This is a genomic window from Ferrovibrio sp. (genome assembly GCF_029255545.1).
GTDB lineage: Bacteria > Pseudomonadota > Alphaproteobacteria > Ferrovibrionales > Ferrovibrionaceae > Ferrovibrio.
In genome coordinates this window covers 36,842-50,872 of record NZ_JANLJJ010000018.1, presented here as the reverse complement: position 1 = coordinate 50,872, position 14,031 = coordinate 36,842, and the positions used below count along the sequence as shown (strand labels likewise).

At 65.1% G+C, this 14,031-nt stretch carries 11 protein-coding genes; 3 read left to right on the top strand and 8 right to left on the bottom strand.

Translation table 11 applies throughout. From position 1 onward, the window contains the following. Positions 1 to 69: 69 nt before the first annotated feature. Positions 70 to 432, bottom strand: coding sequence for a DUF1127 domain-containing protein (locus Q1J79_RS02810; RefSeq protein WP_300296215.1), 363 nt, complete (start codon positions 430 to 432; stop codon positions 70 to 72). Positions 433 to 626: 194 nt separating this feature from the next. On the opposite strand from Q1J79_RS02810, the gene Q1J79_RS02805 reads away from it, so the two are divergent. Together Q1J79_RS02805 and Q1J79_RS02800 are read left to right on the top strand one after the other, a co-directional pair. Then, positions 627 to 2,633 (top strand): aminopeptidase P family protein, encoded by a 2,007-nt coding sequence (locus Q1J79_RS02805; RefSeq protein ID WP_300296212.1) that lies wholly within the window; start codon positions 627 to 629, stop codon positions 2,631 to 2,633. Between the two features lie 100 nt (positions 2,634 to 2,733). Next, positions 2,734 to 3,438 carry a ribonuclease activity regulator RraA gene (locus tag Q1J79_RS02800; RefSeq protein WP_300296209.1) on the top strand — a complete coding sequence of 235 codons (705 nt, stop codon included), beginning with the start codon at positions 2,734 to 2,736 and terminating at the stop codon, positions 3,436 to 3,438. Positions 3,439 to 3,442: 4 nt separating this feature from the next. Here Q1J79_RS02800 and Q1J79_RS02795 read toward each other — a convergent pair whose 3' ends face one another. Genes Q1J79_RS02795 through Q1J79_RS02780 form a run of 4 tightly spaced genes read right to left on the bottom strand, consistent with a single transcriptional unit; the run spans position 3,443 to position 8,724 of the window. After that, positions 3,443 to 4,126, bottom strand: coding sequence for a 3'-5' exonuclease (locus Q1J79_RS02795; RefSeq protein WP_300296206.1), 684 nt, complete (start codon positions 4,124 to 4,126; stop codon positions 3,443 to 3,445). A gap of 2 nt (positions 4,127 to 4,128) precedes the next feature. After that, complete coding sequence (gene ligA / locus Q1J79_RS02790; RefSeq protein ID WP_300296203.1) at positions 4,129 to 6,234, bottom strand: NAD-dependent DNA ligase LigA; 2,106 nt, start codon at positions 6,232 to 6,234, stop codon at positions 4,129 to 4,131. A gap of 2 nt (positions 6,235 to 6,236) precedes the next feature. Then, entirely contained in the window at positions 6,237 to 7,919 is a 1,683-nt protein-coding gene (gene recN / locus Q1J79_RS02785; RefSeq protein ID WP_300296200.1) for a DNA repair protein RecN, read from the bottom strand. A gap of 4 nt (positions 7,920 to 7,923) precedes the next feature. Next, positions 7,924 to 8,724, bottom strand: a complete 801-nt coding sequence (locus Q1J79_RS02780; RefSeq protein ID WP_300296296.1) for an outer membrane protein assembly factor BamD — start codon at positions 8,722 to 8,724, stop codon at positions 7,924 to 7,926. Between the two features lie 567 nt (positions 8,725 to 9,291). Here Q1J79_RS02780 and Q1J79_RS02775 point away from each other — a divergent pair. Beyond that, positions 9,292 to 9,693 carry a helix-turn-helix transcriptional regulator gene (locus tag Q1J79_RS02775; RefSeq protein ID WP_300296197.1) on the top strand — a complete coding sequence of 134 codons (402 nt, stop codon included), beginning with the start codon at positions 9,292 to 9,294 and terminating at the stop codon, positions 9,691 to 9,693. 76 nt (positions 9,694 to 9,769) lie between these two features. Here Q1J79_RS02775 and lpxC read toward each other — a convergent pair whose 3' ends face one another. The 3 genes from lpxC to ftsA all read right to left on the bottom strand — a co-directional run bounded on the left by lpxC (position 9,770) and on the right by ftsA (position 13,999). Continuing rightward, entirely contained in the window at positions 9,770 to 10,729 is a 960-nt protein-coding gene (lpxC, locus tag Q1J79_RS02770; RefSeq protein WP_300296194.1) for a UDP-3-O-acyl-N-acetylglucosamine deacetylase, read from the bottom strand. Positions 10,730 to 10,894: 165 nt separating this feature from the next. Next, positions 10,895 to 12,637, bottom strand: a complete 1,743-nt coding sequence (gene ftsZ, locus Q1J79_RS02765) for a cell division protein FtsZ (protein ID WP_300296192.1) — start codon at positions 12,635 to 12,637, stop codon at positions 10,895 to 10,897. A 120-nt stretch (positions 12,638 to 12,757) separates the two neighbouring features. Beyond that, positions 12,758 to 13,999, bottom strand: a complete 1,242-nt coding sequence (ftsA, locus tag Q1J79_RS02760; RefSeq protein WP_300296190.1) for a cell division protein FtsA — start codon at positions 13,997 to 13,999, stop codon at positions 12,758 to 12,760. Between the last annotated feature and the right edge of the window lie 32 nt (positions 14,000 to 14,031).

The window sequence follows — 14,031 nt, the reverse complement described above, 5'->3', positions numbered from 1 at the left end:
TCAGGGGGAGGAGACAGAAGAGGCGGACGCGATACTCAGCCGGTACCGGCGGGGGGAACTTTTGCCGCTTTAGGCCGCTTCGCGCGGCACCAGGCGGGTCACCTTGGCGGTGGCGACGTTCTCGTTCACATGGGCGACCGGGGCCGGGCGCTCGATCAGGCCGGCCACGGCGGCCGGGATCTGGGAGCGGCTGAGGCCGATATCGCGCAGCATGGTGTCGTCGAGGCCGTTCAGTTCGTCCATCGCACGCTGCTGGGCGAGATAAGCCTTGAAGCGGGTGGTCACGCCCTTCAGGGCGGTCCAGGCGCCGACGATCAGGTTGGCAATGGCTTCGGCGCGGATACGACGCGCGTAGGCCTCGATCTCGGCGGCGCTCATGGGCGCCAGGTTGGCCGGGATGGCAAAAGCGGTCTGGGTGCGCAGGGTGTTCATGGTAGTCTCCGTTCTGTGGTCCGGGCTTCTCTGTGCATCGCGGCCACGGGCAGAATATTGCACTGCACCTATGAAAAAACAATGACTTACCCATGATCGTTTGCTTACGCAGTATTGCAGAAACTGCATAGCTTGGTCTGGACGAATGCCCTCTGCCGCCCCATAATTTCAACGACACAGCAACGGGTTATCCCATGACACTGCATCAGCCAGGCCCGCTTTCCGCCCTCACCGCCGGCCTGCCGCCCGTGCTTACCAATTGGTTACGTGGGATTGCCGCCGCGCCGAGGGTTTTCGATGGTTTCCCCGGCCTCGCCCTGCTGCCGGCCGATGCGGCCCTGCCCGCCGACAAGGCCGCCGCCCTGGTGGCCGAGCTGGCCACCCGCTTTGCCGCCGCCATCGAGGATCGTAGCGCCGTTGCCGGCCGGCTGGCGAGCTTACGCGCCGAACTGGCCCGACGTGGCCTGGCTGGCGTGATCGTGCCGCTGACCGACGAATACCAGAGCGAATATGTGCCCCTGCGGGCCCAGCGCCTGAGCTGGCTGACTGGTTTCACCGGCTCGGCCGGGCTGGCTATCGTGCTGACCGACAAGGCGGCGATCTGGAGCGACGGCCGCTACACCCTGCAACTGGCCCAGCAGGTGGATGGCGCTTTGTTCGAGCGACTGCACAGTATCGACAATCCGCCGGTCGACTGGCTAAAGGCCACCCTCCGGCCCAACGCCCGCCTCGCCTACGATCCCTGGCTGCATACCGAAGAGAGCGTGAAACGCTTTGCCGCGGCCTGCGCCAGCGTGGGCGCTGAACTGGTTGCGGCAGACGGCAACCCGATCGATGCGGTCTGGGAGGATCAACCGCCACCGCCACTCGCCCCGGTCCGGATACAGGATACCGCACTGGCCGGCAGAACGGCGGCAGATAAACGCGCCGAGATTGCCACAAGCATCAGGGCACGCGGCGTCGAGGCGGTTGTGCTCACCCTGCCGGAATCGATTGCCTGGCTGCTGAATATCCGCGGTGGCGACGTACCGCATACGCCGCTGCCGCTTTCGATGGCGGTCATGGACGCCAATGGCGACGTCGATCTCTATATCGACAGCCGCAAACTGACGCCGGAAGTCCACGCTCACCTGGACGATGTGCGACTGCATGAACCACCCGCCTTCGCGGCGGCCCTCGACGTATTGGGCGAGACCGGCAAGACGGTACAGGTCGATCCCGCCACCAGCGGCGCCTATATCCTGCATCATCTGGAGCAGGCTGGCGCGAAACTGGTCCGCGCCGAAGATCCCTGCCTATTGCCCAAGGCCTGCAAGACGACCGCCGAACTGGATGGCACCCGCGCGGCGCATCGCCGCGATGGAGCCGCCATCACGCGTTTCCTGGCCTGGCTGGACCAGCAGACGGCGAAAGGCGTTGTGGTCGACGAGATCGGCGCGGCAGACAAACTGCAGAGTTTCCGCCGGCTGGATAATGGCCTGCGCGACCTGTCGTTCAGCACGATCTCGGGCGCGGGGCCCAATGGCGCCATCGTGCATTACCGCGTCACCCAGGCCACCAACCGCAACCTGGAAAGCGGCAGCCTCTATCTGGTCGATTCCGGCGGCCAGTATCCCGACGGCACCACGGATATCACGCGGACAGTAGCCATCGGCACGCCGACGGAGGAAATGCGCGACCGCTTCACCCGCGTGCTGAAAGGCCACATCGCCATCGCCATGGCGAAATTCCCCGAAGGCACCGCCGGCCAGCAACTCGATGCCCTGGCGCGCAAGCCATTATGGGAAATCGGGCTGGATTACGATCATGGCACCGGCCATGGCGTCGGCAGCTACCTGTCGGTACATGAAGGCCCGCAGCGCATCGCCAAGGCCGGCAGCGCGGTGCCGCTGAAGCCCGGCATGATCGTCTCGAACGAGCCGGGTTATTACAAGACCGGCGGCTACGGCATCCGCATCGAAAACCTGGTCGCCGTGCGCGTCGAGACCGAGAAGGCCGAAAGCGGCAAACGCTGGCTTGGCTTCGAGACGCTGACCCGCGCGCCCATCGACCGCCGCCTGATCGATCTCGGTCTGCTGACGCCGGCCGAGGTCGCCTGGATGGATGCCTATCATGCGCTGGTCTGGCGCGACATCGCGCCGCTGCTGGATGACGAGACGCGTGCCTGGCTGAAACAGGCGACCGCCCCGTTAGGGACCTGATTGATCCAGCGCAAGCAGCCTTAGAAAATCCGATTCCCCCGCTTGCCAGTCCGGGGCCGCCACGCCTAGCCTGCTTCTCCTGAGCGAAGGAGCGACGATTATGCTGGATGCACGGATCAAGGCCGCCCTGGAACTGGTCACCACGGCGACCCTTACGACGGTCCTGCTCAAGAAGGGCCTGCGCAACGTGTGGCTTCGCGGCGCCAAACCACTGACGCCGCAGGACAGGCGCATCGTCGGCGAAGCTTTCACCCTGCGTTTCGTGCCGGCCCGCGAGGACCTCGCCACGCCGGCCAGCTGGGCCTCGCCGCGCTCCACGCGCGGCGCCATCGAGGACATGCCGGAAGGCTGCATCGCCGTGGTGGATGCCATGGGCATCAAGGATGCCGGCATCTTCGGCGACATCCTCTGCGCCCGCATGCAGAAACGTGGCGTGGCCGCCCTGGTCACCGATGGCGTGGTGCGCGACGGCGCCGGGGTGATCGGCACGCAATTGCCGGTCTGGTGCGATGGCGTCGCGGCGCCGCCCAGCGTGGCCGGCCTGACCTTCGTGAACTGGCAGGAGCCGATCGGCTGCGGCGGCGTGGCCGTCTTCCCCGGCGACGTGATCGTGCTGGATGCCGATGGCGCCGTGCTGATCCCGCAGGCCCTGGTGACCGAAGTGACGGCCGAAGCCGTGGAGCAGGAGAAGCTGGAAACCTGGATCATGGGCGAGGTCGAGAAAGGCACGCCCCTGCCCGGCCTTTATCCACCCAATGCCGAGACCAAGGCGCGCTATGAGGCGGAGATGAAAAAGGGCGGCTGAGCCTTCAGCGCAGCCAGGGCGGCGGACGGTGGCGGCGGAAGGCCGAACGCCGTTCCGTCGCCGAAGAACAGGCTTCGTGATATCCCGGCTCCAGCCGGCCGGGCTTGATCCCAAACCGCGGCAGCAATCCCATCAGGTCGCCGCTGCCGGCATGCGTCATGGCGCGCAGGGCGATGCCGGCACAGGCCGCCGCATCGCTATCGGCCGCATGATGCTGCAGCGCGACGCCGATATGCTCGGCCACCGTGGGTAATTTGTGGTTCGGCAGGTCGGGCCAGGCGGCCCGGGCGATCTTCACCGTGCAGAGATAAGAGAGAGTCGGCCAGGCCAGGTCGTAATGGTTCAGCGCTGCCCGCAGCACGCCGATATCGAAGGGGGCGTTATGGGCCAGCAGCAGAGGCGTGGCCTCCAGATGCGGCAGCAACTCCTCCCACACCAAAGGAAATTCCGGCTCGAATTCCACGTCATGGGGCTGGATGCCATGGATGCTGACATGCCAGGGATCGAAGCGCATGTCATGCGGGCGAACCAGGCAATGCGCCGTCTGTGCCACCTGCCCGCCAACAATCCAGGCCAGGCCGACCGAGCAGATGCTGCCGGCGCTGGGGCTGGCGGTTTCGAAATCCAGCGCGATGGCGGAAGCACCGGATACGGCATCGACGGACGGAATCGCCTGCTGCACCAGCATGGTCAGCCGCCGATCAGCGTGAGCCACTCGTCTTCGGTCAGCACCGTCACGCCGTGTTTTTGCGCATCAGCCAGCTTGCTGCCGGCGCCGGGGCCGGCCACCACGTAGTCGGTCTTCTTCGAGACCGAACCGGCCACCTTGGCGCCCAGGCTCAAGGCGCGCGCCTTGGCCTCGTCGCGGGTGAACCGTTCCAGCGAGCCGGTGAACACCACGGTCTTGCCGGCCACGGGGGAATCCTGCGCCGGCTTTTCCGGCGGCACCACCTCGCGCAGTTCGGCCAGAAGGTGATCGATCACCGCGCGGCTGTGCCGGCGGGTGGCGAAGGTGACGATGGCATCGGCCACCACATCACCCATCTTGTCGATGCTGTTGAGGTCGCCCCAGGCCTCGCCCTCGCGGTCCTTTGCCGCATCCATCGCCTCCAGCCAGGCCTCTGGCGTGCCGTAATGCATCGCCACCAGGCGGGCGCGCTCCTGCCCGACATGGCGGATGCCCAGCGCATGCAGGAAACGGTCGAAGCCGATCACCCGGCGCTGCTCGATGGCGGCCATCAGCTTGGCCACGGACGTCTCGCCGAAGCCTTCCTTGCGCTGCAACGCCTCGGCATGGCGATGTAACAGGAAAATATCGCGCGGTTCCTTCAGCCAGCCCCATTCATAGAAGGCGGCGATCTGCTTTTCGCCCAGCCCCTCGATGTCGAAGGCGTTGCGCGACACGAAATGGCGCAGGCTTTCCATTGCCTGGGCCGGGCAGCTGATGCTGCCGGTGCAGCGGCGCACCACGTCCTCTTCACCCGATTTGGGATCGGCCTCGCGTTCGGCCGGCGCGCCGCAGACCGGGCAATGGGTGGGGAATTTGAACGGCTTCGCATCTTTTGGGCGATGCTCCAGCACCACACTCACGATCTGCGGGATCACGTCGCCGGCGCGCTGCACGATGACGGTGTCGCCGATGCGCACATCCTTGCGGGCGATCTCGTCCTCGTTATGCAGGGTGGCATTCGAGACCAGCACGCCGCCGACATTCACCGGTTTGAGCTTGGCCACCGGCGTGAGCGCGCCGGTACGACCCACCTGGATGTCGATATTCTCCAGGATCGTCTGCGCCTGCTCGGCTGGGAATTTATGAGCGATGGCCCAGCGGGGCGAGCGGCTGATGAAGCCAAGCCGGTCCTGCCAGTCGAGCCGATCCACCTTGTAGACCACGCCGTCGATATCGAAGGCCATGGTGGCGCGCTGGGCGGCGATCTTGCGGTAATAGGCGATCAGGTCCTCGAAGCTGTGGCAGACTTTCACCGGATCGTTCAGCGTGAAGCCCCAGTCGGCCAGTCTGCCGCGCGCCTGCTGCATCGTCTTGCCCAGCGGCTCGGACACCTCGCCCCAATAATAGCCGAAGAAGCGCAACGGGCGCTGGGCGCTGATCTTCGGGTCGAGCTGGCGCAGGCTGCCGGCGGCGGCATTGCGTGGATTGGCGAAGATCTTGGCGCCGGCCTTATCCTGCGCCTCGTTGAGGCTGAGAAAATCCTTGCGCGTCATGTAGACTTCGCCGCGCACCTCCAGCACGTCAGGCCAGCCACGGCCATGCAGCTTGTGCGGCACGCCATGTTTCAGCGTCAGGATATTGGCAGTGACATCCTCGCCTTCCTGGCCGTCGCCACGTGTCGCCGCCCGCACCAGCTCGCCATTCTCGTAGCGCAGGCTGGCCGACAGGCCGTCGATCTTGGGCTCGGCGATCAAGGTGAGATCGTCCTCGATCTTGAGATTGAGGAAGCGGCGGATGCGGCCGAGGAAATCGGCAACGTCTCCCTCGGCAAAGGCATTGTCGAGCGACAGCATCGGCCTGGCATGGCGCACCTTGGCAAAGCCCGCTGCCGGCGCGGCGCCGACGCGGCTGGACACGCCACCGAGCGCGGCAAGATCGGGGAAATGCTCCTCGATCTCCAGCAGGCGACGCTTCATCGCGTCGTAATCGGCATCCGAGATGACCGGCGCATCCTGCTGGTGATAATGCTTGTCGTGCTCGGCGATCTCTTCCTCGAGCCGGGCATGCTCCAGCCTGGCCTGACGCGGCCCGAGATCAGCCACAGGCTTCGCGCGCTGGCGGCTCATGCTTATGCTTCCTGTCCAGCCAGCAGGCTGTCGGCGGCCGCGCGCGCCGCATCGGTGACGGTGGCGCCGGCCAACATGCGGGCGATTTCCTCGCGCCGGTCGGCAACATCGAGTGGCGCAACCTCAGTGAGGGTGGTGCGATTCCTGGCCGGGCCGGTCTCGCGTTTGGCAATGCGCCAGTGACGGCTGCCCTTGGCGGCCACCTGCGGCGAATGCGTGACCACCAGCACCTGCACGCGCTCGGCCAGCCGGGCCAGACGCTGGCCCACGGCAGCGGCCGTCGCGCCGCCGACGCCGCGATCGACTTCATCGAAAATCAGTGTGCCGGCCGAACCGCGACCGGCCAGCACGACGCGCAGGGCCAACATGAAGCGGCTGAGTTCACCGCCCGAGGCGATCTTGGCCAGCGAGCCCGGCGCCGTACCCTGGTTGGTGCTGGCCAGGAACTGCACGCGGTCGGCACCCTCGGCGCTCCATTGCTCTGGCGGCAGCGCCTCGACCGATGTGGAGAATTTCGCCGCGCCAAGTTTCAAAGGCGCCAGTTCAGCCGCCACCGCCTTGTCGAGCTTGGCGGCTGCCTTGCGGCGCGCCGCTGAGATCGCTTCTGCTTTCGCTTGGTAGGCGGCCCTGGCAGCCGTCGCGGCTTTTTCCAGTCTGGCCAGGCTGGCCGCCTGGTTGTCGATCAGGGCCAGACGCTCGGCATAGCGGTCGGTCATGGCGGCCAGATCGTCGACGGCAACATTATGTTTGCGGGCAGCGGCACGGAGCGCAAACAGGCGCTCTTCCACCTTGTCCAGCCGCTGCGGATCGAGATCCAGCTCGCGCGCCGTGTGATCCAGCGCCGCGGACAATTCGCCGGCCTGCAACAGCACCTGGTCGGCCTGGGCAATCACCGCATCAAGTTTGCCGGCGGCCTTCTCGGCCACGCGTTCCAGCGCGCGCAGGCAGGCGCGCAGGCGCGCATCGACACCACCGCCCTGCTCCAAGGCACCCTGCGCCTCCTGCATGGCCGCCGCCAGCTTCTCGCCGGCCTGCAGCAGACTGCGCTGCTGCGCCAGTTCCTGCTCCTCGCCGGGCTTGGGCGAGAGTTCCTGCAGCTCGTTCACCACATGGCGCAGGAAATCCTCCTCGCGCCGCGCCTGTTCGGCGGTCTGGGCGGCATCGGTCAGGGCTTTCTCGGCATCGCGCATCGCCTGGTACGCGTCGCGCAATCCGGCCACGTCTTTTTCCAGCCCGGCATAGTCGTCCAGCAGCGCGCGATGGATCGTCGCGTCGGTGAGGCCCTGCTCGTCATTCTGGCCATGGATCTCGACTAGCATGTCGCCCAGGCGGCGCAACAAGGCGATGCTGACCGGCTGGTCATTAACGAAGGCGCGGCTTTTGCCATCGGCGCCAACCGCACGGCGCAACACCAGCTCATCCGCGCTGTCGAGGCCCTGTTCAGACAGGATGGTATGGGCGGGATGCCCGGCCGGCAGCTCGAAGACGGCGGAGACCACGCCCTGGGCGGCGCCGTTGCGCACGAGGCTGGCATCGGCGCGGCGACCAAGGGCAAGCCCCAGGGCATCGAGCAGAATGGATTTGCCGGCACCGGTCTCGCCGGTCAGTACGCCGAGACCATCGCCACAGGCCAGATCGAGCCGCTCGATCAGCACGATGTCGCGGACACTCAGGCCGGTCAGCATGGCGTCAGAAAATCGAGTTCCAGGTGCGGCCGAACCAGCCCTTGCTTTCGCCATTCGCCGACTTGGTGCCGGGCACCGCCTCGCCGGTTACCAGGGTATAGGTGTCGACATACCATTCGCTGCCCGGATAGTTGTAACCGAGCACGGCCGCCACATTCTGCGCTTCGTCCAGAACGCCCAGCGACATATAGGCTTCGGCCAGGCGATGCAGGGCTTCTGGCACATGGGTGGTGGTCTGGTACTTCTCGATCACCGCGCGGAAGCGGTTGATCGCGGCGATCTGCTGGCCGCTGCGCAGATAATAACGACCGATCGTCATTTCCTTGCCGGCGAGATGGTCGCGGGTCAGGTCGATTTTCAGGCGCGCATCGCGGGCATATTCGCTGTTCGGATAGCGGCGCACCACCTCCTCCAGGGCGTTCAGCGCCTGCTGGGTGATCTTCTGGTCGCGGCCGACATCGGTGATTTGCTCGTAATAGCAGATTCCGACCAGATAATAGGCGTATGGCGTTTCCTTGCTGCCGGGATGCAGCTGGATGAACCGCTCGGCGGCCGAGATCGCGTCGGTGTAGGAATTCTTCTGGTAATGGGCATAGGCTGCCATCAACTGGGCTTTCGTGGCCCAGACCGAATAGGGGTGCTGCCGCTCGACCTCATCGAATCCCCTGGCGGCCGCCTCCCATTCGCTCACCGCCACCGCGTCCATGGCGGTGTTATACAGTTCCTCGACCGGGCGCTCGACATAGGGGGGATCCTTGGCGCCGCAGGCAGCCAGGACCAGAGAGAAAAACAGCGGCAGGACCAGCCTGATGCCCAGGCTACGCCCCCCGGCCGCCCCCGGGTTTACGGCGGGAGTGGCAAAAGCGCGGCGCGCGGAGGGCACAACCCGCGACGAATCCAATCGGCGAAGCATCGGCATGGTGAATTCTGTCGCATGGGGCCCTGTGAAAATCAAGGTTGCCGCCTGATTCGGCAACCTGTCGGGCCGATAAGCCCCTGGCCAGCTACGCCTTTGGAACAACCTTCCCAAGGGCAGGCCGCTATGTATGCAATATTCCTGAGAATTTCCCCCCTCACTACAACCTATACTTCTGAACGATTTCCACTATCTGTAAATTCTCCTATTACATGTACCGACACTCGGTTTCGGACAGTTTGCGTTTACGTTTAATCGCCTGCCGCGAGTAGCGCCGGCTAAAAAGACGGATAGAATAGGCCGCAGTTAGATCAGGGTGCGGACGTTTTGTCGCCCTGTGTCATGCCAGCCCGGACAGCAGGACCGGTTTCGGGCACCATATGAAGAGTAAGCCGGCTGCGGCCGGTTCTCAGTGTTCAAAGGCCGGTTCGACCGGCCCCGCCATGAGGTGAGACTATGGGCAAGATCGCAACGCGTGTTGATGAGTATGTCGGTGAGCGGATTCGCGCCCGCCGCACGGAACTTGGCCTGACCCAGGAAGAACTCGCGAACTCACTGAAGATTTCGTACCAGCAGGTACAGAAATACGAAACCGGCGCCAATCGCGTCAGCGCCGGCCGGCTGTTCGAGATCGCCCAGCGCCTGCAGGTCGACATGGCCTATTTCTTCGACGGCCTGGAAGCCAAGCTGGAAAGCAAGCCGATGGAGCATGGCGGCAAGAACCGCTCGACCATCGAACTGGTACGCAATTTCAGCGATATCGAAGACACCACGATCCGTTCCGCCGTGGCCGGCCTGATCAAAAGCATCGCCAGCCGCTACAAGGACGAGGAAGAAGCTGCCGGCGCCGCCGACTGAGCTGCCGGCAGAACTTTGCCGAATAAAAAAGCCCCGCTTGCGCGGGGCTTTTTTGCTGCAGTATTTCAGCCCTTGATCAGAACGCGGCTTCGGCAGCCACTGCCGGGCGCTGCCGCAAGCCGGCCTCGGCCGCAGGCATGAGACGGGCACTTTCGCGACCCTTGGCATGCGTGGTCCAGGCATAGGCGCTCTGGTCGGCAAACAGCGTCTTGAGCAGCTTGTTGTTCAGCGCATGGCCGGAACGGTGGCCTTCATAACGGCCAATGATCGGTGCGCCGGCCAGATAAAGATCACCCAGGGCATCCAGGATCTTGTGGCGCACGAATTCGTCGTCGTAGCGCAGGCCATCGTCATTGAGGATGCGGTCATGGCCAAGTACCACGGCGTTCTCCAGCGACCCCCCGCGCGCCAAACCCATCGACCGCAGCTGCTCGACTTCCTGAACGAAACCGAAGGTACGGGCACGGGCAATGTCGGCCTTGAAGCGGCCAGGCTCGAGCTGGAACTCGGCGCTCTGGCGGCCGATCATCTGGTTGGCGAACTCGATCTCGAAATCGATGGTAAAGCCGTCATCGGGATGCAGGGCGGCGCCGGCATTGCCCTCACGAACTTCGATGCTCTTCAGCACTTTCAGATAACGGCGCGGCGCCACCTGATCGATCAGGTCGGCACACTCGATCAGGAATACGAACGGAGCCGACGAACCGTCCATCACCGGCACTTCCGGGCCATCGAGATCAACCAGCACATTGTCGACGCCCATACCCGACAGGGCGGCCATCAGATGCTCGACGGTACCGATCGATACACCCTCGCCGGCGGCAACCGTGGTGCACATGCGCAAATCGGAAACCTGGTCATAACGGGCGTGGACCAGCGGCTGGCCGGCCAGGTCGGTGCGGCGGAACACCACGCCGGTATCCGGCGCGGCCGGGTTGAGCACCATATGGACCTTGGCGCCGCTATGCAGACCGATACCCGAGCACTTGATGCGGTTCTTCAGCGTCTTCTGGGCAATTTTTCCAGCAGTCAGCACGCAGCGAACTCCTTGAACCGAAATAGCGAATCGGGCGACCCGCGTAAAAACAAAACCGGGGATGGTTGTAGCAACCACCCCCGGCAACAACAAATCACTCTATGTTTCTAACTGTAACGCCGCCGATACCTATTAACTCATTGTATCGACTGTACTTTTTAACACTCAATTGGCCTGCCGGCGCAGGAAGGCCGGGATGTCCAGCAGATCATCCTGCGGGCGGCTCGGAACCGGGCGTTCAGCCGTGGTGATCAGGCCCAGATCAGCCTGGCGCGGCGCCTGTTCGGTACGGGTGACAGTCGCGGCCGGAGCCTGCTGGGCCGGAGCTGGTGCCGCCGGAGCCTGCACGCGGGTGAATTGCGGCTCGGCCTGACGCGCCGGCGCCGGTTCGGCATCGCCAGCGCGGCCACGGGCCACGCCCGTGATGCGATCGAACAGACTGGCCTTCTTCTTCGGCTCGGCCGGCTTGTTCACCATGTCGGCCTCGGCGAAGGGATTCGGCTGGCGCAGGCCCTCTGGTGCGCGCGGCGGCAACGCCTGCGCAGCCGGCGGCACGAACTGCGGCGCGGCAGCCTGGGCTTCGGCGAGTTGGGCGGCAAACGGCCGCGCCATGGCTGGCTGAGCCTGGGGTTCGATGGCCGGCGTTGCCGCGACGGCGACTGCCGGCTCGGCAACAGGCTGGGCCACAGGCGCCATTGCCGCGTCCGGTAATGCGGCCGGTGCCGGCAATTCGATGCCGGTTTCGGCTTCCGCGGCCATTTCGGGCATCGCCAGCGCCGTGGCGCCAGCCGTCATCGGCTGCGGCGCCATCACGGCCTGGGCAACGGCCGGCTGGGCCGGCATGGCCGGACGGGGCATGGCGCCAAAGGCAATCGGCTTGGCCTGAGGCGGCGTCACCAGGCGCAGCGACGGATTGGCCTGCGGCTGCGGCATCATCTGAGCAGCAGCATCGATGCCGGTAGCGACGACGGAAACGCGCATCTTCCCCTGCATGTTGGCGTCCAGGGTGGAGCCGACGATGATGTTGGCTTCGGGGTCGACTTCCTCGCGGATGCGGTTGGCCGCTTCATCGACCTCGAACAGAGTCAGGTCAGGACCGCCGGTGATGTTGATCAGCACGCCGCGGGCACCCTTCATCGAGATGTCGTCCAGCAGCGGGTTGGCGATCGCCCGCTCGGCCGCCTCGATGGCACGGTGCTCGCCATCGGCCTCGCCGGTGCCCATCATCGCCTTGCCCATCTCGCTCATCACCGAGCGCACGTCGGCGAAATCGAGGTTGATCAGGCCCGGCATGACCATCAGGTCGGTGATGCCGCGTACGCCCGACTGCAGGACGTTGTCCGCCATCTTGAAGGCATCGGCGAAGGTGGTCTTCTCGTTGGCCACCCGGAACAGGTTCTGGTTCGGGATGATGATGAGGGTATCGACATACTGCTGCAGTTCGCGGATGCCGGCTTCGGCCAGCTTCATGCGCTGGCTGCCCTCGAACGAGAACGGCTTGGTGACAACGCCGACGGTGAGGATGCCCATCTCCTTGGCGGCGCGGGCAATCACCGGGGCAGCGCCGGTGCCGGTGCCGCCGCCCATGCCGGCGGCGACGAAAGCCATATGGCTGCCCTGCATATGCTCCAGGATCTGGTCGAGCGATTCTTCCGCCGCGCCCCGGCCGACATCCGGCTTGGCGCCGCAGCCCAGCCCCTGGGTGAGCGAAACGCCCAGCTGGATGCGCCGCTCGGTGAGCGACATGTTCAGCGCCTGGGCATCGGTATTGGCGGCAACGAATTCGACGCCCTCGAGCTGGGCGGCGATCATGTTGTTGACTGCGTTTCCGCCGGCGCCGCCGACGCCGAAGACGACGATACGGGGCTTCAGCTCCCGCGTGGTCGGCATGGTGAGATTGATACCCATGTTCTCCTCCAGGGTTAACTGTTGCAATGACCAAAGTCGCGTTGCGATGCAAGCGACAATGCAAAAACCGCGTGGATGCTGGTTGTTTTGAGTGTGGTGTTCATCGTCTTGGCCACGCGGTCAGAAATTGGTCCGCAGCCAACGGCCGATTCGCGAAATCGCGCCGTTGGATACGGGCTCTGGTTCAGGCAGTCGGATGGTGCGTTCAGCCGCCTGCTGTTGTGCATAAGAGAGAAGGCCGGCACAGGCCGAAAAGGCCGGACCGCCGGTTGCTTCCGCCAGGCCGCCGACTCGAATCGGCCGGCCCAGACGCACCTGTTTGTCGAGAATGCGGGCGGCCAGTTCACGCACGCCCTGCAGCTGGCTGGCCCCGCCGGTCAACACGACGCGGCGGCCGGCCAGCTTCTCGAATCCCGATTGCGCGAGTCGCTCGCGCACCTGCTCCAGCGTCTCTTCCAGACGCGGCTTGATAATGCCGGTGAGAATCGAGCGCGGCACCTGGTTATGGGCATGATCGTCGGTCTCGCCGACCTGCGGCACGTCGATGGTCTCGGTATCGTCCGAGGGGCTCGGCAGCACGGTGCCGTACAGGGTCTTGAGCCGTTCGGCATGGGCCAGCGGCGTGGAAAGCCCGCGGGCGATGTCGTTGGTGACATGGCCGCCGCCCAGCGGCACCATATCCACATGCACCAACTGGCCGTCGTAGAACACCGCCAGGCTGGTGGTGCCGCCGCCCATGTCGAGCAGGGTGACGCCGAGATCCATCTCGTCCTCGACCAGGCAGGCCAGCCCGGCGGCAAAAGGCGCGACGATCCGGCCGGCAATACGCAGATGACCACGAGCCACGCAGGTAGCCAGGTTGCGCAGTGGGCCGGAGCCCGCGGTGATGACATGCATGTTGACGCCGAGGCGCTCGCAGGCCATGCCGCGCGGATCCTTGATGCCGCGTGAACCATCGATGGTATAGCCGACCGGGATCGAATGGACGATCTCGCGGTCGCCCGGATGTTCGTGGCGGCGACCCTGGTCGAGCACCAGGGCAACATCATGCTCGGTCACCTCATGGCCGGCCAGGTCGACCTCGACGCCAACGCTGTGCGACTGCGGATTGCCGGCATTCACGCTGACATAGACGTCGCGGATGGTCTCGCCGCACATGCGCTCGGCGGTTTCCACTGCAGCCCGGATCGACTGCTCGGCGCCTTCCATGTCGATCACGTTGCCGTTGCGCAGGCCGCGCGAGAGCTGGTGTCCGATGCCGATCACCCGCAAGGTGCCGCCATCGGCGCGGGCGATGAAGCAGCAAACCTTGGACGAGCCCACGTCCAGAGCGGCAATCAATCCATTGCGCGATACAGCCATGGCTTACTTCCCCTCGCGTGCCAAGCGTTGTG